This is a genomic window from Collinsella sp. CLA-ER-H6, from assembly GCF_040092305.1.
In the GTDB taxonomy this organism is placed as follows: Bacteria; Actinomycetota; Coriobacteriia; order Coriobacteriales; family Coriobacteriaceae; genus Collinsella.
This window is the reverse complement of the sequence record NZ_JBBNLS010000010.1, coordinates 62,196-83,454: the sequence shown is the minus strand read 5'-3', so window position 1 is coordinate 83,454 and position 21,259 is coordinate 62,196. Positions and strand designations below refer to the sequence as shown.

General features: G+C 60.2%; 18 protein-coding genes, 1 pseudogene and 1 riboswitch. Of the genes and pseudogenes, 6 read left to right on the top strand and 13 right to left on the bottom strand.

The features are described 5' to 3' along the window. The first annotated feature begins 189 nt into the window (after nucleotides 1-189). Nucleotides 190-1,323 (top strand): hypothetical protein, encoded by a 1,134-nt coding sequence (locus AAAX77_RS06000; protein ID WP_349105273.1) that lies wholly within the window; start codon nucleotides 190-192, stop codon nucleotides 1,321-1,323. Nucleotides 1,324-1,360: 37 nt separating this feature from the next. On the opposite strand, the gene AAAX77_RS05995 is transcribed toward AAAX77_RS06000, so the two are convergent. From AAAX77_RS05995 to AAAX77_RS05965, 7 genes are all read right to left on the bottom strand, one after another. Beyond that, on the bottom strand, nucleotides 1,361-2,740 hold the full coding sequence (locus AAAX77_RS05995) for a protein kinase (protein WP_349105271.1): 1,380 nt from the start codon (nucleotides 2,738-2,740) through the stop codon (nucleotides 1,361-1,363). Between the two features lie 98 nt (nucleotides 2,741-2,838). After that, on the bottom strand, nucleotides 2,839-3,261 hold the full coding sequence (locus AAAX77_RS05990) for an XRE family transcriptional regulator (protein ID WP_217107740.1): 423 nt from the start codon (nucleotides 3,259-3,261) through the stop codon (nucleotides 2,839-2,841). Nucleotides 3,262-3,293: 32 nt separating this feature from the next. Then, nucleotides 3,294-3,737 carry an FxLYD domain-containing protein gene (locus tag AAAX77_RS05985; protein ID WP_349105269.1) on the bottom strand — a complete coding sequence of 148 codons (444 nt, stop codon included), beginning with the start codon at nucleotides 3,735-3,737 and terminating at the stop codon, nucleotides 3,294-3,296. A 164-nt stretch (nucleotides 3,738-3,901) separates the two neighbouring features. Further along, the gene (locus tag AAAX77_RS05980) at nucleotides 3,902-4,225 is read right to left on the bottom strand and encodes a hypothetical protein (RefSeq protein ID WP_349105266.1); all 324 of its coding nucleotides are present in this window, start codon (nucleotides 4,223-4,225) and stop codon (nucleotides 3,902-3,904) included. Nucleotides 4,226-4,254: 29 nt separating this feature from the next. Beyond that, a complete protein-coding gene (locus AAAX77_RS05975; protein ID WP_055309779.1) occupies nucleotides 4,255-4,596 on the bottom strand; it encodes a HigA family addiction module antitoxin in 342 nt (113 codons plus the stop codon). Continuing rightward, on the bottom strand, nucleotides 4,568-4,849 hold the full coding sequence (locus AAAX77_RS05970) for a type II toxin-antitoxin system RelE/ParE family toxin (protein ID WP_006234335.1): 282 nt from the start codon (nucleotides 4,847-4,849) through the stop codon (nucleotides 4,568-4,570). Before AAAX77_RS05970 ends, AAAX77_RS05975 begins: the two co-directional genes overlap by 29 nt. A gap of 102 nt (nucleotides 4,850-4,951) precedes the next feature. Beyond that, nucleotides 4,952-6,139: an N-acetyldiaminopimelate deacetylase gene (locus AAAX77_RS05965; protein ID WP_349105265.1), complete on the bottom strand. Its 1,188-nt coding sequence runs from the start codon at nucleotides 6,137-6,139 to the stop codon at nucleotides 4,952-4,954. Between the two features lie 144 nt (nucleotides 6,140-6,283). Beyond that, nucleotides 6,284-6,452: riboswitch (Lysine riboswitch) on the top strand. A 65-nt stretch (nucleotides 6,453-6,517) separates the two neighbouring features. Between AAAX77_RS05965 and dapA the strand changes: the two genes are divergently transcribed. From dapA to dapD, 3 genes are read left to right on the top strand one after another with little or no spacing between them, the layout of a single operon-like run. Then, nucleotides 6,518-8,827: a 4-hydroxy-tetrahydrodipicolinate synthase gene (gene dapA, locus AAAX77_RS05960; RefSeq protein ID WP_349105264.1), complete on the top strand. Its 2,310-nt coding sequence runs from the start codon at nucleotides 6,518-6,520 to the stop codon at nucleotides 8,825-8,827. Next, a complete protein-coding gene (gene dapB, locus AAAX77_RS05955) occupies nucleotides 8,820-9,560 on the top strand; it encodes a 4-hydroxy-tetrahydrodipicolinate reductase (RefSeq protein ID WP_349105263.1) in 741 nt (246 codons plus the stop codon). Before dapA ends, dapB begins: the two co-directional genes overlap by 8 nt. 39 nt (nucleotides 9,561-9,599) lie before the next feature. Further along, a complete protein-coding gene (gene dapD / locus AAAX77_RS05950; RefSeq protein ID WP_230317452.1) occupies nucleotides 9,600-10,319 on the top strand; it encodes a 2,3,4,5-tetrahydropyridine-2,6-dicarboxylate N-acetyltransferase in 720 nt (239 codons plus the stop codon). Nucleotides 10,320-10,464: 145 nt separating this feature from the next. On the opposite strand, the pseudogene AAAX77_RS05945 reads toward dapD, so the two are convergent. From AAAX77_RS05945 to AAAX77_RS05920, 6 genes and pseudogenes are all read right to left on the bottom strand, one after another. Next, nucleotides 10,465-11,582: pseudogene (locus AAAX77_RS05945) on the bottom strand (IS1249 family transposase). Nucleotides 11,583-11,813: 231 nt separating this feature from the next. Next, entirely contained in the window at nucleotides 11,814-12,818 is a 1,005-nt protein-coding gene (locus AAAX77_RS05940) for a nucleoid-associated protein (protein WP_349105261.1), read from the bottom strand. A 110-nt stretch (nucleotides 12,819-12,928) separates the two neighbouring features. Further along, nucleotides 12,929-14,089 (bottom strand): Mbeg1-like protein, encoded by a 1,161-nt coding sequence (locus AAAX77_RS05935; protein WP_195503304.1) that lies wholly within the window; start codon nucleotides 14,087-14,089, stop codon nucleotides 12,929-12,931. Nucleotides 14,090-14,216: 127 nt separating this feature from the next. Then, entirely contained in the window at nucleotides 14,217-15,167 is a 951-nt protein-coding gene (locus AAAX77_RS05930; RefSeq protein ID WP_022094138.1) for an L-lactate dehydrogenase, read from the bottom strand. 201 nt (nucleotides 15,168-15,368) lie between these two features. Further along, nucleotides 15,369-16,532, bottom strand: a complete 1,164-nt coding sequence (locus AAAX77_RS05925) for an aminotransferase class I/II-fold pyridoxal phosphate-dependent enzyme (protein WP_006234344.1) — start codon at nucleotides 16,530-16,532, stop codon at nucleotides 15,369-15,371. A gap of 118 nt (nucleotides 16,533-16,650) precedes the next feature. Beyond that, nucleotides 16,651-18,630: an NAD(+) synthase gene (locus tag AAAX77_RS05920; protein WP_349105259.1), complete on the bottom strand. Its 1,980-nt coding sequence runs from the start codon at nucleotides 18,628-18,630 to the stop codon at nucleotides 16,651-16,653. Between the two features lie 203 nt (nucleotides 18,631-18,833). Here AAAX77_RS05920 and AAAX77_RS05915 point away from each other — a divergent pair, with 203 nt between their 5' ends. Both AAAX77_RS05915 and AAAX77_RS05910 read left to right on the top strand, forming a co-directional pair. After that, nucleotides 18,834-19,796: a hypothetical protein gene (locus AAAX77_RS05915; RefSeq protein WP_349105258.1), complete on the top strand. Its 963-nt coding sequence runs from the start codon at nucleotides 18,834-18,836 to the stop codon at nucleotides 19,794-19,796. Between the two features lie 140 nt (nucleotides 19,797-19,936). Next, nucleotides 19,937-21,238, top strand: a complete 1,302-nt coding sequence (locus AAAX77_RS05910) for a hypothetical protein (RefSeq protein ID WP_349105257.1) — start codon at nucleotides 19,937-19,939, stop codon at nucleotides 21,236-21,238. Nucleotides 21,239-21,259 lie beyond the last annotated feature (21 nt).

The window sequence follows — 21,259 nt, the reverse complement described above, 5'->3', positions numbered from 1 at the left end:
CTCAAACAGAGCTCTGTAACGTTAAAGTTGAACTCTATGGTTTCTCAACAATTCATCATAACTGCAGGTCAAAGCCAAAGCCTCAAGTTCAACTTGACCCTTTGGAACCTTTAAGGTTCAAGTTGGGGTCGAAAGCAGTAGTAGAATACCGTTCGAACCATAACCTACGATTGATTGCAGAGGGACTGGATGCAGCATTCGAATCATCGCACCGCAGCGCTCATTGCGTCGAAGCCGGCTCGTATCATCACGAGCGCCGTGCTCGCCGTTGCGCTGACGGCCACGCCGATGCTCTCCCCCGTTGCGGCGTATGCCGCCTCGCAGGCAACGCAGGACCAGCTTTCCGCAGCCCAGCAGAAGATTGAAGCCGCCACGAGCGCCTACAACGACGCCCGCACCAAACTCGATGACCTGCAAAAGCAGATTGATTCCAATGAGGCAAGCATCGAGGAAATCGAGGCTAAGCTTCCCGAGCAGCAGGCCAAGGCAAGCTCCGCCATGCGCGATCTGTACAAGTATCAGAAGGGCACCAATCCTATCGTGAGCTTCCTGGTCAATGCGCAGAGCCTGGGCGAGTTCATCACGACTTGCAAATACACCAACCAGATCACGAGCTCGAGCGTCGACGAGATCGAAGAGCTCAATAACATGCAAACCGAACTCGAGCAGAACAAGGCTGAGCTCCAGCAGGCCAAGTCTCAGCTTGAGGCAGAGCAGAAAAACGCCGAGGATGCGCTGGCGCAGGCCCAGCAGCTCCGCAGCGAGGCACAGGCAAAAGCCGAGCAGGAAAATGCCGCCGAGCTTGCCAAGCTTGAGGCCGATAAGGCCGCTGCCGCCGAGAAGCTCTCGGGCGAGGGCGTAAGCGGCAGCAATTCCAGCAGCCAGGCCACCAACACCAACACCACCATCGACACCACGGTGAACAGCTCCAATACTGGTAGCTCCGATTACGATTCGTTCATTAATGAGTGGACAGGCCGCATCGACAATTATCTCGCCGGCTCCCCCATGGCAGGCCAAGGCTATAACTTTGCCGTCGCCGCTTGGAATACCGGTGTCGACCCCCGTTGGTCCCCCGCCATCGCCTGCATCGAGAGCACCAAGGGTGCTTATTGCGCCAATTCTTACAACGCCTGGGGCTGGAGTGCACGTGGCGGCGGTTGGCGCAGCTTTGGCAGCTGGAGCGAGGGCATCTCCGCTCACGTTGCCTATCTGGGCGCCAACTACGGCTCCACCCTTACCCCGGCAGCGGCCAAAAAGTACTGCCCGCCCACGTGGCAGGACTGGTACAACAAAGTCGCCGCTCAGATGAACCGCATCTAAGTGCAACTGCAAAGGGCCCCAATGGGGTCCTTTTCTTTTAGGTGGCGGAAGTATCGACGACGCCGGTCGCATTGGCAACCGCGACTATGACAATCATGCATAGGAGCAGCACACCCAATGCCTTGAGCCAGAGTTTCGCGAGTTTCTTGCCGCGATAGCTGTCGAGCAGTGCGAATCGCCGACGAAGACGGCGCTTATCGAGCAGCGCAAAATGCATAAGCACCATAAGGCCATCGACAAAGAAAAAATACTCGATTATGAGAAGCCACGTCGGGTAGCTTTGGTTTGCTCCGGTGGGGTGAAAGACGGCAAAGTGACTTCCGGCAAAGAACACAAGCAGCGAGAAGAAGACGAGCGTATTCCAAATGCGCCCCAGAGACTCCGGAACGCGAGAGAGCAGACCGCATGCAGTGGAGGCGGCAGGCCTAGGAAGCCCTGTGGGGTTCTGGAGCCCTTGGGGCGTCAACACCGTCTCCGAGGCCGGAGTACGGACAAGCACAGGCGCAGGAGGCCGCACGGGGCGACTTAGATCGTATGCCGCGCGCGTCGCCCGTCCCAACGCTTCCGCGCTCGCAAAACGCTTGGCCGGGTCGAGCGCCATCGACATGCAGACGGCATCGGCAAGTGGAGTGGGAATGCCGCATGCCTCGCATTGCTCACGCATGTCGAGCCCTGGTTTAGGGTCGACTCCCGTCAAGCAGAAGAACAACAGAGCGCCAAGTGCGTAGACGTCGCTGCGCACACTCGTCTGCCCAAACCCATACTGCTCGGGCGGCGCATAGGGTCGCGTGCCAAACTTGACGGTGTCAGCATCGGCGCCATCGCGCCATACGCGCGCGATCCCCAGGTCGATAATCACCAGCGATGAAAATGCCAGGCCGTCATCAGGCGTATAGTTGGCACCTGTCACGATGATATTCGACGGCTTGAGGTCGCGATGGATCACCGGCGCCGACGTCTCCCCCGCCATTGCAAAACCGGCATGGAGCTCGCCCACGGCATCGCATAGGGCAGGATACAATTCACGCGCATAATCGGGGGTGGCTCCCAGACGGTCCACCAGCGCCCCGAGTGTCTCCCCTTCGATGTATTCCATAACCACGTTGAGCTCGTCGCCCACACGACGACAATCGACGATTCTGGGCAGGTGCTCAAAACGCCTGCCTGCCCGCTGAGCGGCAAACAGACGCTCGTATGCCCCGCCGATTTGAGCCGAAGCATCGATGCGTTTACGAACAAAGGGACCGAGCGAACCACCGCCGGTTCCTTCAAAGTACACGAGCTCGGTTGTTTCGACGGACGAGCGCTTAAGTACACGCTCCACGCGATAGCTGTCGTCGCGATCGAGCGACGCCAGGTGCTCGGCAAGCGCTGCGGTCAGCTCGTCATCGGAATATGTTGGGCTCTGAGTATCCATAGCCTCCATCATAGCGCAGGGCGCAGACACCCCATGGCATCTGCGCCCCGTTCGCTTGCATCGTTGTTCGGCAGCTCCGCCGGCTCAGATATCAGCCGCTAACTCACCGTCTCCTCGCCAAAGCGATACAGCTCCTCGTTGACCTTTTGGAGGCTGCACCCGCGATCGATGCAAAAAATGATAATCGCATCGCGGCGGTCCTTGCAGTTAAGGACGCTTACCCCGGCAGCCGTCAGCGCACGGTTGGTCTCTTTGAGCGTCAGCGCCATCGCAAAGGCAATCTGCAGCACCTTATTGCGGCTCGGATGCCGCGCACCGGTAAAGATCTGATAGCCAAAGGTCTCATTGAGATCGGCCATACGAACCACGCGCGAGCGCTCCAAGCCCTTTTCCTGCAGTAGCTGCTTCAGGTAGTCCGAAAGCGACGGGGCGGCAAAGTCGTGTTCTTTGATATAGCCATCGATGTTTGGCGCGTCGAGAAGCTCATTGAGTAACTCGTCAGTCAGCTTTTTATCGGGCATACGACTTCACCTCCCCCAGTGCATACAACATGCTAGAAACCGCTTACGTCCGAACGCTCCCAACTGGCGACCTGATCGGGAGACACCGTGCCCAGCGCCTCGAACTTCCAGGAGCCGCCCGCCTTCAGATGATTGGTGTTTGCAAGAGCCGTTCCAACCTGGTTGCCATCAGCATCATACAGAACATACTCAATCTGAATGTAGCTCTTTTCCTTGTCCGTGTTATTGGTCAGCGTCCCCGTGATCTTATAGGCAAACTGATTGGAAGTGTCTTCAGCCTCGTCAGCAATGGTATACGGTTCTTGCGGTTCTTTTTGCTCCTCAGCCTGCTGTGTCGTCTCGGCAGGTTTTGCCGAATCGCTCGCAGACGAATCGGTTGAGTTGCCGCCCATAGAGCCCACGGCACCGACAATAACCAGCACCACAATGATGCCTAGGACAATCTTGCCGATCGGCTTCTTTCCCTCTTTTGCCATTATTCATCCTTCCTACGATCCGGCTACCGTGCCGGCACACAGCACATCGTAGGAAGGATTGAACTTGAATTCATTAGCTGAGAGCTAAGGTTGCGATAAACGGCCAATGCAGTTATCCAAACGCCGAGCAAACGCACTTTGCGCGACCGTCTGCCGGCAGCGCATCAACCCACCGTGACGGATTCCCCGGTAAAGGCACTGACCATCAACAGGACAAAGAACACCAGGTAGCTGACACTCAGCGGGTACGCAATGACCAGGAATACAACCCAGCCGACATTGGCTTTACCGCCGGCACGGCGTCGCTCGCGATTGCGGCAGAGCCAAATCGTCACGCCGATGGCAGTGATAAACAGTACGAGTGCCGCCGCAGCCAGCCCAGCAAGCGCAAACATCACGCCAATGCTCACAGCAATAACCGGAAGCAACAACAAGCCGCATCCACACCCACCGGGACTATAAACGGCAGACTGTCGGCGTCGTTCCATCGTCACTCCAACCTCAATATCTTTGAGCACTACAACGCAGCGGCCTGCTGGACAGGAACGATCTTATTCAGCTCCGGTTCGATCCGCCTTTTCTCGGCCTCAAGGTCAAACGCCACCTGAGCGCGCAGCCAATAACCATCCGTCAGGCCAAAATAACGGCAAAGACGGAGGTCGGTGTCGGCCGTCACGCGACGTTTTCCCAAGACAATCTGCCCGATACGCTGAGCCGGAATCCCAGTCTCTTTCGCAAGGCGATATTGAGAAATGCCCATGGGAACAAGAAACTCCTCTTTGAGAAGCTCACCAGGAGTCACCGGCGACAGCAAATCGGCCGAAGTCTCATCACTTGTGATAATCGACGATTTCGACATTCCAAGCCATCTCCTGTCTCCACTCAAAACAGACCCGATAGCGCTCGTTAACACGGATGCTATATTGACCGGCACGATCGCCCTTCAAAGCTTCCAGGCGGTTGCCCGGTGGAACGCGAAGATCATCAAGCGAAGCACAAACCTGCAGTTGGCGAATCTTCCTCAACGCAACACGCTCAAAGGGCACGAACCTCCTGACCCGCACACCCATGGCAAAGCGTTCGGTATCCTCATCTTTATACGATGCAATCATAGTATCGCCTTACGTTAGTAACGTCAAACGTTTCTATAGACTTACATCTCTATTATATCGTACGTTTGTTCGTGTTTTCTAGAACAAATAGTCCTTTGCGCCTTAGTCAAGCAAAAGCAATCGTTTGTAGACATCGAGGCCTTTGAGAAGGATTTCCTCGTCGAAGAGCATGCTATCGGTATGCAGAGCGCTTGTGGCATAGGCGGGACAGCCATCCGAATCACTCGGGTTGTCTTGGTCCTCTGGCATACCCGTGCCCAGCAGGAAAAACACGCCCGGCAGATGGCGTTGATAGAACGCGAAATCCTCGGCGATCAGCAGCGGTTCCTCCACAAGCTGCAGCCCGGGCAAGGCAGGCGCGACGCTGGCAAACAACTCGGGGTCGTTGTCGACCGGCGGATAGCCCTCGGCAAAGTCGAGATCATACGTGCAGCCCGTTGCGGCACAGGCATCGTCCAGCACGCGGCGCACGCCTTCGCGCGCCCGGTCGAACATGTCGTCCGTAAACACACGCAGGCTGCCGGCAACATGGGCCTCCCCCGCCACCGCATTGCAGACGGCGCCGGCCTGCAGCAGGCCGAACTTACCAATGCAGGGCTCGTCGGCACCCAGCTCATCCATCAGTTCGCGCTCGGCAACCAAGAACTTGGCAGCCGCCAGCGCCGCATCGTGCGACTCCTCGACCGGAACGCCATAGGTCTTAGCGATATGGATGCTCGTCCCGTGAATATGGATATGCGTCTCACTCGAACGCGCCAGCAACGGACCGGGGCAGCTCGCCAACGTGCCGGCGGGCAGATCGGGCCACACGTGGAAGCCGAAGATGCGATCCGCCCCGTAGCGCTCGAACACGCCGCTCTCGCATACCGTCTTGGCACCACCGGTCGTTTCCTCGGCCGGCTGGAACACAAAGAGAACGTTGCGCCTAATGGCGCCCGGTTGCTCGCGAATCGTACGGTCGACATACGTCGCGGCCGCAAGCGCCATGGCCATGTGTCCGTCATGTCCGCAAGCGTGCATCTTGCCGGGATGGGTCGAGGCAAAGGCCGCTCCCGTCGCCTCCGCGATGGGCAGCGCATCCATATCGGCGCGAATCGCCGTGGCACGCGCGGCACCAACGCCAGCGTCGAAGAAAGCGCAGACGCAGCTGGGACACGGATGGGTCACCTCGCATGCGAGCGGCGCCAACACGCCCTCGATATAGGCGATAGTCTGCGGAAGATCGAAATCGAGCTCCGGAATACAATGGAGATCGCGGCGATAGCGACGGAGTTCTTGGAGCTCGGTCATAGAGAATCCCTTCGTAAGGCACATCTGTTGCAACTTATTGTGATACAGGATTGTGGCGCACATGTTTCCAGCATATCCCTGCATTTTTTAAACGTTATATACGAATACTCTTGTTTGGTAAAGTGTAACGTGATAGGGTCTTTACCACTTGATAGAGGCGCGGGCACGAAGATCCGCGGGCGAGCCGGCAGGCTTTGACCCCGTGGGGAGGCGAAACCCGCCGAACTGGGTTTTTCGGGCACGAACAACCTGGTGGGCCTGTGGGAAACACCCACAGGACTGTCTGCAGCAATGCGGGAGCGCTATCCGGACATTGGGTCCACGCTATGCGGATTCGATGCGCAGATGGCGCCGTCTGGATAGCGAGGTTTACGGGACATGGCATTGACCCCCAACGAGGCATATGCGGCCAAGCAGCCGTTTGTGGACAAGGAGACACTCGAGCATATCGTCGAGCAGTTCCCCACGCCGTTTCATCTATACGACGAGGCGGGCATCCGCCGCAACATGCAAGAAGTACGCGACGCCTTTGCATGGAACCCGGGCTTTAAGGAATACTTTGCCGTCAAGGCCAACCCCAACCCGGCGCTCATCTCCATTCTCAACGAATACGGCTGCGGCTGCGATTGCTCGAGCTATACCGAGCTTATGATCGCCCGCTCACTGGGTATCACGGGACACGACATCATGTTCTCGTCCAACGACACGCCGGCTGCCGACTTTAAGCTCGCCGACAAGCTGGGTGCCATCGTCAACTTTGACGACATCAGCCACATCGAGTTCTTTGAGTGCGTTGCGGGGCCCATCCCCAAGACGGTCAGCTGCCGCTTTAATCCAGGCGGTCTGTTCCAGCTCTCCAACGGCATCATGGACAACCCGGGCGACTCCAAATATGGCATGACCACCGAGCAGCTCTTTGAGGCCTTCCGCATGCTCAAGGCCAAGGGCGCCGAGAATTTTGGCATCCATGCCTTCCTTGCCAGTAACACCGTCACTAACGACTACTATCCCAAACTCGCACGCATCCTCTTTAAACTTGCCGTGCGCCTGGAGCGCGAGACCGGCGCACATGTCGCCTTTATCAATCTGTCCGGCGGTGTGGGTATCCCCTACCTGCCCGAGCAGCAGGCTAACGACATTCACGCCATCGGTGAGGGCGTACACGCAGCCTACGACGAGATTCTGGTCCCCGCCGGCATGGGCGATGTGGCGATCTGCACCGAGATGGGTCGCTTTATGATGGGCCCCTACGGATGCCTGGTCACCAAGGCCATCCACGAGAAGCAGATCTACAAGGACTATATCGGCGTGGACGCCAGTGCCGTCGATCTGATTCGTCCTGCCATGTATGGCGCTTACCACCACATTACGGTGATGGGCCAGCCGGGTGGCGACGACAAGACCACAGCGCCCGTCACTGACACCTACGACATCACGGGCAATCTGTGCGAGAACAACGACAAGTTCGCCATCGATCGCGAGCTGCCGCATATCGACATGGGCGACCTGCTTGTGATCCACGATACCGGCGCGCATGGCTACTCCATGGGCTACAACTACAATGGACGCCTGCGCTCCGCCGAGGTCCTGTTGCGCCCCGATGGCTCGGCCGACCTCATCCGCCGCGCCGAGCGCCCGGGCGATTACTTTGCCACGCTCGACGTGCTGCCGAGCGGCCGAGAGCTGTTGGCCAAGTCGCGCGCCGAAAGTGCCCGCCGTCGCGCCCAAGACGAGCGCCTGGCAGTCGCCGCCCAATGGAACAAACGCATCCAAATCGCGGACGCGAAGGAGAAGAACATGGACATCCGCAATCTCGAGGGCTCAATCGTCGCCCTCGTCACGCCGTTTAAAAAGGATGGCAGTGTCGACTTTGACGCACTCGAGCGCCTTATCGATTTCCACCTGCAAAACGGCACCGACGCCATCCTCACCCTGGGCACCACCGGCGAGAGCGCCACGATGACCGACGACGAGGATAACTCCGTCGTCGCCGCCGTGGTCAAGAATGTTGCAGGACGCGTCCCCGTCATTGCCGGCTCGGGCTCCAACTCCACGCAGACCATGCTCACCAAGTCGCTTACTTACCAGGGCTTGGGAGCCGACGGCCTGCTGCTCATTACCCCCTACTACAACAAGTCCAACGAAGAGGGTATCTATCAGCACTTTAAGACCGTCGCCGATGCCGTGGACATCCCCTGCATCCTGTACAACATCCCCGGCCGCTGTGGCTGCGGCATCAGCGAGCGCAACGTAGAACGCCTGGCCGCGCACCCCAACATCATGGGTATTAAGGAGGCCTCGGGCAACGTCGCCTACGCGGCCAAGATCGCCCACCTGCTGTCAGACGACTTCCGCATGTACTCGGGCGAGGACGCGCTTACCGTACCGCTCATGAGCCTGGGCGCCTCGGGCGCCATCAGCGTGTGGGCAGACGTTCAGCCGCAGCTCGTGCACGACATGTGCCGCGCCTATCTGGACGGTGACGTGGCACGCGCCCGCGATATCCAGATTGCCGGCCAGCCGCTCATCAATGCCCTCTTTAGCGAGGTCAACCCCATCCCCGTCAAGGAAGCGCTCGCCCAGATGGGCATGATTGAGGCAAACTACCGTATGCCGCTGTGCCCCATGGCAGATGACACGCGAGCCGCACTTACCGATGCTCTGAAGGGAGCTGGTCTGCTTGATTAAGACCGTCATTATGGGAACGGGCCGCATGGGCTCGCTCATCCGCACCACCGCCGAGGGCGTTGTCGACGCCGGCGGGCAGCCCGTTTTTGATATCGTCGCCCAGATCGGTTTTGATCTGTCCGAGCTCGAGAGCGCCCCGGCGGCCGACGTTATCATCGACTTCTCGAACGTCGTGACCTTCGATGCCGTCGTCGCCTATGTCGAGCGCACGGGCGCCGCGTTGGTCTCGGGCACCACGGGCTATACGCCCGAGCAGATGGACCGCCTGCGTGAGCTGGGCCAGAACACCCGCGTTATGCACTCGGGCAATTACTCCATCGGCATCGCAGCCCTGCGTCATCTAGTGGCCCAGGCCACGCGTGAGCTGCCCGGCTTTGACTGCGAGATTGTCGAGACTCACCACAACCAAAAGGTCGACGCCCCCAGCGGCACCGCCAAGCTGTTGCTCGACGCCGTAGTCGAGGCCGAACCCGAGGCAGGCTACCACCCCGTCTACGGACGCGAGGGCATGTGCGGCGCGCGCGACCCCAAGGAAATCGGTATGCACTCGCTGCGCGGCGGCACCGTCGCCGGCGTGCACGAGGTGAGCTTCTTTGGCCAAGACGAGGAGATCACGCTCACGCACCGTGCCACGAGCCGCCAGATCTTCGTCAACGGCGCCCTGGCCGCCGCCCAGAAGCTCGTCGCCCGCGAACCCGGCTTCTATACGTTCAACCAGGTCATGTTTGCCTAACCAGGTATCAACCGAATCCGCCCAAAGGAGAGATAGCAAATGAGCAACGCAGCCGAGATGGATGCACAGGAGATTATCAACTACATCGCCACCGCGCCCAAAAAGACGCCTGTCAAGCTGTACGTGCGCGAGAAGCCCGGCATGAAGGTTGCCTGGGGCGACGCACATGTCTACGGCGGCCGTCGCGGCAAGACCGTCTTTGGCGACTGGGATGAGCTTAAGGCCATCCTGGACGCCAACGCCGATTCCATCGATTACTACGACGTGGAGAACGATTGCCGCAACTCCGCCGTGCCCATGCTCGACCTTAAGGGCATCAACGCCCGCATCGAGCCGGGCGCGATCATCCGCGACCGCGTCGAGATCGGCGACCGTGCCGTCATCATGATGGGCGCCATCATCAACATCGGCTCCGTTATCGGCGAGGGTTCCATGATCGATATGGGCGCCGTGCTGGGCGGTCGCGCCACCGTGGGCAAGAACTGCCACATCGGCGCCGGCACCGTGTTGGCGGGCGTCGTGGAGCCCGCAAGCGCCACGCCCGTCATCATCGAGGACGATGTCATGATCGGCGCCAATGCTGTGGTCCTGGAGGGCGTGCACGTGGGCAAGGGTGCTGTAGTTGCCGCCGGCGCCGTGTGCGTCGAGGATGTCCCCGCCGGCGCCGTCGTGGCCGGTGTCCCCGCCCGCGTCATCAAGATGCGCGACGAGAAGACCAACAGCAAGACCGGCCTGGAAGAGGGCTTACGTCAACTTTAATAGTTACGCGGTTTTGACAAACCGCGTTTTCGCTGACGTATGCTCAACCTGCGGGATAATTCATCCCCAAACAAAAAGGCCGAAGCCCTCATCCGAGGCTTACAGGACAAAATGTGTGTCCCGATAGAACACCCGTTTCCATCCATTAATCCAGCCAGAACGGGTACGGGTCCCTGTGGTGGAGGTCCTCCCACACGGCCCCGTCGCCCCACTCCGGCCCTCCGTCCTCGCGCGACGGCGAGGCGGAGTAGACGCTGAACAGGAAGTCGATGTCCGCGTCGGTCGGCATCGCGGCGAGCTTCCCGCGCGCCGTCCTCGCGTCCCCCGAGTGCGCGTGGCACCACCAGAACACCGCCTTCACGCGCTTGACCGACGTCAGCCCCCGGTGGTTGCGCAGGACGGCCCCCGGCTGCGAGTTCACCCCTCCCTCGATCATGTTGTTGGTCGACGGCAGCGGGCCGGCCTTGGCCAGGGCGGGATCGAGGTAGGTAAACGGCGTCCCCGCCGACACCGGCGACGACAGCGACGAGCGCGCCCGCCTCAGCCTCTCGTGGGTGTAGACCCTCCTGCCGTCCACCACGGTCCTGTCCTCCAGGAAGTCGGCCCAGAACCCGCACCAGTCGAGGTAGCGCTCGACCCAGAGCTCGGCCCGGTGCAGCGTCTCGATGCCCATGAGGTCGCGCGCGATGAGGTAGAGCTCGCGCCCCGCCTGGAGCTTCGGCCGCGTCGTCGTGTAGCGCTTGACCTGCGAGAAGGCGTGGAAGGTGCACCTCTGGACCCTGGTGCGCGGCCAGGTCTCGCGCACGGCCTTGGCGAACCCGCTCCCGCCGTCGGTGACGACCACCTCGGGCGCCGGGATCGGCGACATGGGGCCGACCACGCCCTCGAGTTCTCCGACCTCGCCATGTACCAGGAGACCACCCTCTCGCCGCTGCAGCATATGAGCACCACGAGGTCGCGCGCGACCCAGATCCCGTCGACGTGGAGCACGCGGTGCAGCTCGCCGTCGGGGGCGGGCATCGGCCAGACCTCCCAGAACTCGGCCGTCCTGCGCCTGAAGGACCGCCCGCCGCCCGGCATCGCCGCCTGGGAGTCCTTGGAGAGGAGCCACCCGAGGAACTCGTCCAGCCTTGCCGCCGTGTCGTCGTACCTCACCGTCGTCGACGCGCCGCAGGCCGTGCACCTCCACCGCTGGGACCCCGATGAGGTCCTGCCGTTGCGCTTGGTCCGACCGCCGCAGTAGGGGCAATAAACGGCCTTCATGGGCACCTCTTCCGAAAGGGTATTAAACGGTTCCGGAAAAGGTTATCTACCTGCGGGAACGATAGGCAACCGGACACACATTCTGTCCGAGCGGTTAAAAGCGGGCACGGAATTTAAACGGCTGAAAAGGGGGCATCGACCTGCGCCGATGCCCCAAAGTAGACACACATTTTGTCCTATAAGCCTCATCCGAGGCTTCGGCCTTTATTTTTTGCAGCGTCCAAGCTCAGTTTATCGATTCTCAATTGACCCGATGTTTTTGAGCTCGATGGAAATGAGGCCGTTGGGCTCGTTGACGAACTCAATGTACTCGGAGTTCGAACCCATCTCGGCCGGGAAGCTGATCTCGATACCCGTGTCGGTACGGATCTTGTGATTGCGCACGGCCGCGCGCTCGACCTGCTTGCGCTCCACGGGCACACGCTCAGGCACCTTCTCCTCGGTCAGTGCCGCGCGCACGCTCTCCTTGATGACCGGCTCGTCCTCAAAGACCTCGTCGACGATATCCCAAGGCGGCAGCTCCTCGTCATCCTCGACCTTCTCGGCCACAGCGGCCTTAACCTTTGCGAGCGCCACGGCCGTGTTGGCACCGTGCTCCCCGGCGACTTCCTCGACCACACGCGTCACGGTGTCGATGACCTCCTTGCCCGATACGCCCGTGTCGCACTGCAGCAGGCCATCGGGGATAAGCATACGGTCCTCGCCGGCGATCTTGCGTTTCTTGTCCACATAGCCGATCTCCATGGTGCTCGCGCGCACGATGGCATAGCTCGGCACCTTTTGCGAGGGGTTCGGCAGAATGGCGTAGTGGCGCGAGATGTCGTTGCGCACCTCCCCTTCCTCGCGGCCCACTTCGTGCATAAAGGCCTGCTTGGAGCCCAGCAGCATCATGGCAAACCAGCGGGCATCCTCATCGTCGTCAAAATCAGCCACGAGCACGTCGGTGGACTCAGCTTTCTCGGCCTTGGTGAGTTCGGAAGAGATGAACTCCGCAATCTGCTGCGACAGGTCCACGAACTCACGCTCACCAAAGAAATAGCTCTTGAGCTCGCCGCCGAATGCGGAGTTCTCGGCAAACGTGGCACGCTTGTTATCGGCCGAAGTGCGCGCGCGACGCAGATGTGTGGTCACGAAGTTGCGGACAGTACGGCTTTCGATATCCAACTCGCGCTGGCTCATGACGTTGACGGCAGAGTCAAAGTCCAGGATATGCAGAATCGCGTGATTGATTTTCATATACGGCATTCCGTTCTAGATCGATTTCGGCACGAATCAGTATAGCGGTCGAGCCCGCCCCAGGCGCTTCGAAGATTGGTGCATCGGGGACAGGTTGCTTGCACCAATGGTTAGCGCAGGAGCTCGGACTGCCAAGCCTCGAGCTGTTCTGCCAAACTCTTGCCGGCAGCGGGCACGTCGATCTGGGGTCGTTTGGGCAGCAGCGCACACTTAAGAATCGCAACGATGGTCTGCGAGACAAAGCGTCGTGTATCCTCGTCAAAGCCTTGCGCAGCCTGGAGCATCACGGGCAGGCTCTCGCGCAGATTCCCAGCGATATCCGCAAACCGCTCAGCACCCGTAGCCTCAAACACGGAGAACAACGCATCTACAAAACGCTCGCGTTCGCTAGGCGACACTGCAAGCAGCATCTCACGAATGGAACCATCAACGTATCGAGCACCGGCAGACAGGCGCTCACAGTACACGAAGTCGTGACCATCAACCACCCAGCTAAAGGGATTGTGCTGCAGCAGGCTGAACTCGGTGCTCTCAACGATGGCATAGTCCTCCTGTGTCTCGAACATCATGCCAAAGATCGACGACCGAGGTAGCGTCTTGTCGATTCGACCGGAAAGATCGGCAAAGGCGTCGCCGTTCAGAAACTCCTCGACGAAGCCCGGGCCATCATGGGAATACGCCCGTTCGATTCGTTCACGGGCAACATCGGAGCACATCGCTGCACCGTACACCGCAAGGTTTCCACCCTTGGAATGACCCCCGCACAAAAGCGGCCCGCCAATCGCATCCGCCGCCTCGTCCACATAACGTGCCGCGGATTCCTGGGCCGGCACAGGACACCGGAACGCCATGTTAAAGTCTTCTTTCCAGCCCACAATCGTACTATCGGTCCCCCGGAAGGAAAGATAACTAAACCCCGCCGGAAACCGGAACGCCATGGCTGCAAACTGCTCCGTCGCCACCATATCGCTCACAGCACGATAGCCGCAAACGTGCACGCCACGGTAGCGAGGACTTGCTGCCACGGCCTCCAACAAGGCCCTGCTCCCCTCCGGGTCCCACAAGTCGTCAATCATGTCCCGGTAGCACTCGGCACGCAGCAGCTCGCGTACGTCTAGGCCCTGCCAGTTCGTCAGCTCCGCCATATCACCCGGCAAACGCAAATAGGACAACCACGCAAAGACGAGGCTATCCACCGCGCAGAACGGCCGCTCCTCAAACGGATCAAACGCCGTCTGGGCATAGGTCAAAAAATTAGGCGAATCCGACATGGCCCTCCCATCAACTATGGTGCATTGGGATGGTGCATTGGGGTCAGGTTACTTTGCACCAAAAAGGCGCCCGGACCGTGTGGGCCCGGACGCCTTCATTGTAGCTTTTCGCTCTAGCGAGCTTGATTTAGCAGGAGAAATCGACGCTGTCGATGATGTCCTTGAGGGCCTTGGCGGAGACGGTGAGCTCATGCTGCTCGTCGTCGTTCAGCGGCACGGGGACGCGGCAGACAACGCCGTCGCGGCCAACGACGGTCGGCATGGAGATGGCAAGATCGGACAGGCCATACTCGCCCACCATGAGCGAAGAGACAGGCAGAACGGTCTGCTCATCGCGCATGACGGCGGTGCAGATGCGCTTGACGGCCATGGCGACGCCATAGTAGGTGGCGTGCTTCTTCTCGATGATGGTGTAGGCGGAGTTCTTGACGTCCTCGGCGATGCGCTTCTCGGCAGCCTCATGCTCCAAGTGGCCGTGAAGCTCACAGAAAGTGTTCAGCGGAACGCCGGCAACCTGAGCGCTGGACCAAGCGACAAACTCGGAGTCGCCGTGCTCGCCCATGACATAGGCCTGGACATCGCGCGGGTCAACCTCGACGTGGGCACCAAGCATCTGCTGCAGGCGGCCGGTGTCGAGCACGGTACCGGAACCGATGACGTGGCCCTCGGGCAGGCCGGACATCTTGATGGCGGCGTAGGTCAGGACATCGACCGGGTTGGAGACGATTAGCAGAATGCCGTCGAAGCCGGACTTCTTAATCTCGGGGATAATGGACTTAAAGATGCTGACGTTCTTGTTGACCAGGTCCAGGCGGGTCTCACCGGGCTTCTGGGCAGCGCCAGCGGTGACGACGATCATGGCGGCGTCGGCGACATCGGAATAATCGCCGGCGTAGATCTTCATCGGCTCGGCAAACGTCATGCCGTGCGCGATATCCAGGGCCTCACCCTCGGCACGGTTCTTGTCCACGTCGATGAGGACCATCTCGGAGAACAGACCACTCTGCATCAGAGCGAACGCCGAAGACGAACCGACGAAACCGCAGCCGACAATAGCGACCTTCTTCTCGTTAACCATTAGAAACTCCCATCTCTCTCCACAAACAAGCCGCCCGGGAACGACCCGAGCGGCTTGCCGTAATCCCAATACATCCAATCGGGACTTTGATTATGCTCCTATTCGCAGCCAAAAATCGACCGTTTACCGAAATTGTTTGCAGAATTCGTAAAATAACTGCACGAAATCGGTTTCGAGCTATTGACGTGTCGAAATAGGTCTCTAATACAGGCCCGCCTCGCGAATGGCCTCGACAGCCAAAGCGATCTGGTCGGGCGGTAAGACCAGTGCCATACGCACGTGCCCCTCGCCCGAAGGGCCAAAGCTCGCGCCCGGCGTTACCACAACGCCGGCCTTCTCCATAAGCTCCTCGCAAAACGCCATAGAATCGGTGCGACCACCGGGAAGCTTGGCCCACACAAACATAGAGCCATGCGCATTGGGACGCTCCCAGCCCAGGCCCTCAAGACCGTCGCACAGGGCATCGCGGCGCTCCTGGTACTTCAGACGCTGCGCCTCGACCTCATCGCGCGGACCGTTCAGGCAGGCGATGGCAGCCTTCTGGATCGGGAAGAACATACCGAAGTCGATCTGGCCGCGCAGCTTGGCAAAGGCCGAGACCACATCCTCGCGACCGACCAAAAAGCCGATGCGGGCACCGGTGACGTTAAACGACTTAGAGAGCGAGAAGAACTCCACGCCCACCTCAAGCGCACCGGGATACTGCAAGAAGCTGCCGCCGGGCTCGCCGTCAAACACGATGTCGGAGTACGCGTTGTCATGAACGATCAACAGATCATGCTCGCGGGCAAAGGCGATAATCTCCTCGTAGACCTCGGGCGTGCCCACCGAGCCGACCGGGTTCGCGGGCAGCGACACGATCATATACTTGGCACGATCGGCCACCTCGGGATCGATACCCGCCACATAGGGCAGGTAATTATGCTCGGCAACCAGCGGATAGTATTCGAGCTTGGCATCGGCAATCTTGGCACCCGCCTCAAAGACCGGGTAGCACGGATCGGGAACCAGAATGGTGTCACCCGGATCGAGCAGGGCCAGGCCCAAATGGCCCACGCCCTCCTGCGTGCCGTTGCACGACTGCACCATAGACGGCGTAATGCCCGAAACGCCAAAGCGACGCTCATAGTAATCGCACACGGCCTGCTTGAGTTCGGGCAGGTCGCGCAAGGCATACTTCCACATCTCGGGATCTTGGGCTGCCTGCGTGAGCGCCTCGACCACATGGTCATACGGCTTAAAGTCGGGCGTGCCCACGCTCATGTTGTAAATGGTCTTGCCCTGAGCCTTCAGCGCGAGAAGCTTGTTGTTGAGCGAGGCGAAGACCTCCGCGCCAAAGCGGTCGAGACGCTGCGATGCCTGCATGGTGCCACCTTTCGATATAAAAAACGCGGCGCTCCGACAAGAGCGCCGCGCGATACGGGCCATCAGATTGCAAAAGTGTAACGCTTGCAACCCCCGTATTGGTTCAATTTAGCCAACCTTAGTCAACTGGATTGAGCGCGTCGATCTGCGCAAGCCACAGACGCGAGCTAGCGTCACTCGGCATACGCCAATCGCCGCGCGGGCTGAGCGTCACCGAGCCCACCTTGGGACCATCGGGCAGGCAGCTGCGCTTAAACTGCTGGGCAAAGAAGCGACGGTAGAACGTACGTAGCCACGTGTGGACGGTCTCAGCGTCGTAGACGCCCTCGAAGCTCTTGAGCGCCATGCGGTAGATCTTGCCCGGCTCAAAGCCAAAACGCAGCAGATAGTAGAGGAAGTAGTCGTGCAGCTCGTACGGGCCCACCAAATCCTCGGTCTTCTGTGCAATCTCGCCGTCGCCCGTGGGCGGCAGAAGCTCGGGGGACACCGGCGTATCGAGGATATCGAGCAAGACCTCGGCAATGCGCCCGCCAAAGACATCGGCGGCATAGCGCACCAGATGGCGCACAAGCGTCTTGGGCACGCTCGCGTTGACGGCGTACATGCTCATGTGGTCGCCGTTATAGGTAGCCCAGCCGAGCGCCAGCTCCGACAGGTCGCCCGTGCCAATGACAAAACCGCCAGCCTGGTTGGCCAAATCCATCAGAATCTGCGTACGCTCGCGCGCCTGGCTGTTCTCGTAGGTCACGTCCTGCACGGTCGGATCATGCTCGATATCCTTAAAGTGCTGCTCCACGGCAGCATGGATCGAGACCTCGCGAAAGCTCACGCCTAGGTCGCGAGCGAGCGACTCGGCATTGGACTTGGTGCGGTGCGTCGTGCCAAAGCCGGGCATGGACACGGCCGTGATACCGGTGCGCGGCAGGCCCAAGGCGTCGAACGCACGCACGGTCACGAGGAGCGCCAGCGTGGAATCGAGGCCGCCCGAAAGGCCGATGACGGCCGCCTTGGTACCCGTGTGGGCAAGGCGGGTCTTGAGGCCCGCAGTCTGCAGATCGAGGATCGTCTCGCAGCGCTCGGCCAAGTCGCCATGGTCGGCCGGCACAAAGGGCGCGCGCGGGAAAACGCGGTCGATATCGCAGGCATCGCGCAGGACAGGTTCTTCGGCCAGCACGCCCTCAAACGAGAACTCGACGGTCACGGCCTCCGGCGCATCGTCCGAGCGCGTCCATGTCGTCGAGCGACGGCGCTCGGCAACCAACCGGTCAAGATCGACATCGGCCACCGCCATATCGCAGGTAAGCAGTTTAGTGGCGGCGAGCTTGGATCCGTTTTCGTAGATAAGGTTCTCGCCCGCAAAGACCATGTCGGTCGTGGACTCGCCCTCGCTCGCGTCTGCATAGGCATAGGCACAGTACAGGCGCGCGCTCTGATTGGAGATTAGGCTGCGGCGGTAATCTGCCTTACCGATAATCTCGTCCGAGGCCGACGGGTTGAGAATCACCGTCGCACCGGCAAGCGCCATCTCGGTCGAAGGGGGCGCCGGCACCCACAGGTCCTCGCAGACCTCAACGCCCAGCACCATATCCTCGGCACCCTCATCACAGCAGCGGTAGACAAGCCCCGAACCCAGCGGAACCGGACCCTGACCGGCAAATTCAACCCACACGGGATCCGCAGGCGACGGAGCAAACCAGCGACGCTCATAGAACTCGCCATAGTTGGGCAGATACTTCTTGGCCGTGAGGCCCAAAAGCTCGCCCGCGCAGCACACGGCGGCACAGTTGTAGATATTCTCGGCAACCGCAACGGGAAGACCGATGGTAAAGACGATCGGCAGCTCACGGGTTTCATCGAGGATATGCACCAGAGCAGCCTCGCAGGCATGCAGCAGTGTGCGATTATGGAACAGATCGGCCGCGGTATAGCCAGTCAGATTAAGCTCGGGCAACACCAACGCGCGAACGCCACGCCCGGCAGCATCGCGAACAGCCGCCAGCGCAACCTCGGCATTGCCCTCGACATCGGCCACGCGAATCCGCGGCGAGGCCGCCGCCACACGCAAAAAGCCATCAGACTGAGAAAGGTGAAGATTCATAAGAATGCTCCCGTGCGTAAACGCTATTCAACACAATTAGCAAGCCCTATTGTAGTTCAACCGCCGGGTGGAACCGCATCCCACCAACTTGGTGAGCAATTGATGAGTTGATGGTATCTGTTAAATGTCACGTACGATTCACATCTGGTGGGTACCCTGATGGCTACACGAAACGAAGCAGATTTACACCGGGAGGACCCCGTATGACAACCAAGTACACCGACGCGCCGCGCACGCGCGTCATGACGCCGGCATCGCTCAACAACGGCGTACACGAGAACCATTCCATTGGACAGACCATGGCCATCGCGCCCAAAAAGGGCCTGTTCGACGACATTTCCATTCCCCAGATCATCGCCGGCGCCGCAGCTGCCGCCACGAGCGTGGCGCTTGCTTCAAAGATCGGCATTGCCGGCTCGGTGATTGGTGCCGCTGTGAGCTCAGTCATCACTGTTGTGTCCTCGCAGGTCTATCGCCACTTTATCTCCGCCAGCGCCGAAGCAATCAAGGGCACGCACGCCGACGTCGACTACCCCGCCGGCGCCTATGAGCCCGTTGAGCCCAATGTCGAGGAGCACCTAGGTGGCGCCGCGACCACGCAGGAGATGCGCCAGGTTGCGGGACGCGCGACCACGGCGCGCGTCGCCCCCAACAGCCTGCGCGCCAAGGCGGCGGCAGAGCGCAGCCAGACACAAAAGAAGGTCATCGTCTTCTCGATCGCCATCGCCATCGTCGCGGTCATCGCCTGCGCCGGCGCCATCCTTATCACCACTGCCGGTGAGGGTCTGGGCGAGCGTCCCGAGCCAATCCTGTCGTCGCGCACGACCGAGAGCGATGCAAATGGCAACACTCAGCCGCAGGATCAGCAGGCACAGACGGACGACACGCAAGACAGTTCTACCTCTGCCAATTCGTCCTCGAACGCCCAAAACCAATCGCAGGGCACCGATTCCTCTACGGCCAACAGCAGCACGCCGTCCGGCACGACCGACTCAAGCCAAACGACTGACGGTTCGCAGCCGAGCACGGGCGGCCAGACGAGCGACACCACGTCGGGAACGGGCACAACAGACAGCAGCAACACCAACAGCTCGAACAGCTCGAGCGGAACCGCGTCCGGCACGGCATCTGACAACTCGAGCCAAGGCACGGCATCGGGCAACTAAGCACATTTGCCTCTCATAGATAACCGACCTGTATAACGGGCGCGAATCGACAGCGGTTCGCGCCCGTTTGCCTTGGGCGCCGCCATGGCGAACGCTATGCGATGGTAAGATGCTTTACATGTGTAAAGAGGAGATTTGCCATGAGCAAGACAATAGTTAGGCCCACGCTTTCGCTGGGCAACCACATCTATCTGTATCGCCTGCTACGCGATGCGATTGGATGCGGCAAGCAAACGTTTATGACGCAGGTCGAGGAGGCGCTCGCCGCAGGCGACATGACTGCTTATGACCTGGGCTTTGAGTCCACGCGCGAGCTGCTCGAGGAACTTAACGACTGCATTAAGCTGACCGTCTTTAAAGGCGGCCGCCTGTATGCCACCGTCATCGCCAACGAGGCCTGGGATGCTGCGCTTGCCAAGGGCGAGGACAAGCCCAAGACCGCCAAGGGCGCCAAGCAGTCCTACAAAAAGAAAAAGCGCGGTGAGAAGGACCTCAAGGCCGTGCGCCCCAAGCACGTTAAGCGTCCCGAGCCCGAAGCCATGGTTGAAGCCGCGCCGGAACCCGAGCCCGAGACAGAGATCGAAGTCGCTATTGAGGTAACGGCAGAAGCCGAAACCGAAATCGCCGCCACGACCGATTCCGAAGTCATATCCGAGCAGGAAGCCACTGTGGAGCTCAACGAAGCGCCCAAGTCGACAACCGAAGAAGCCGCTGACCAACCCGAGACGCCTGCGTTCCAAAACAGCGATGTCTTTGGCAACGAGACCGAGGACAATCAGCCCGACGAGTCCGCTGATCAAGACGCTACCGAGTCGGCGCCGGAGCCCGAGATGCCGCAGCCCGCCATCTCGCTCACGGTCGTCTATGACCCCGAGAACGCAAACGCCGGCATCACCACCATGGCATCCACGCCCATCGAGGCAAAGTCGAGCGTCGAGAATGAGAGCGCGACGCAGGTTGAGCTCGACACCGCGACCGCAGACGCACCCGCTATCGTCGAGCCTGCAGGTTCCGCGGCGATGCCGAAAGTGGGCACCGAATCAGTACTCGGCACCGAACCCGTGCCCGTCGTCGAGATGACGCCCGTCAATGAGCAGGCCTTCGCACCGGCGATGGTACCGGCCCCCGCACCCGTAGCGCCCGCCATCCCCGAGGACTTCCCCGTCGATTTCGCAACCGAGGTCTTCTGCCCCGGCCCGCTTCTGCACCAGCTGTCGACCTATCTCCCCTACGGCGCCGATACCCTCGGCATTGTCGGCGAGTACTACTGGATCGCCCGCGAGCGCGGTACCATCGAGGCCGCGCGAAACCGCGCAAGCTTCCCCCTGCGCTACACGCAGGCCGGCGAGCGCCGCGAGGTTGCCGTGCGCATCCGCCGCAATACCACCGGTGGCCTCGGATCCACCTGGGCCATCGATAAAGTCGAGCCTTCTACCAAGTAACAAAAAGGGACGATAACCCCA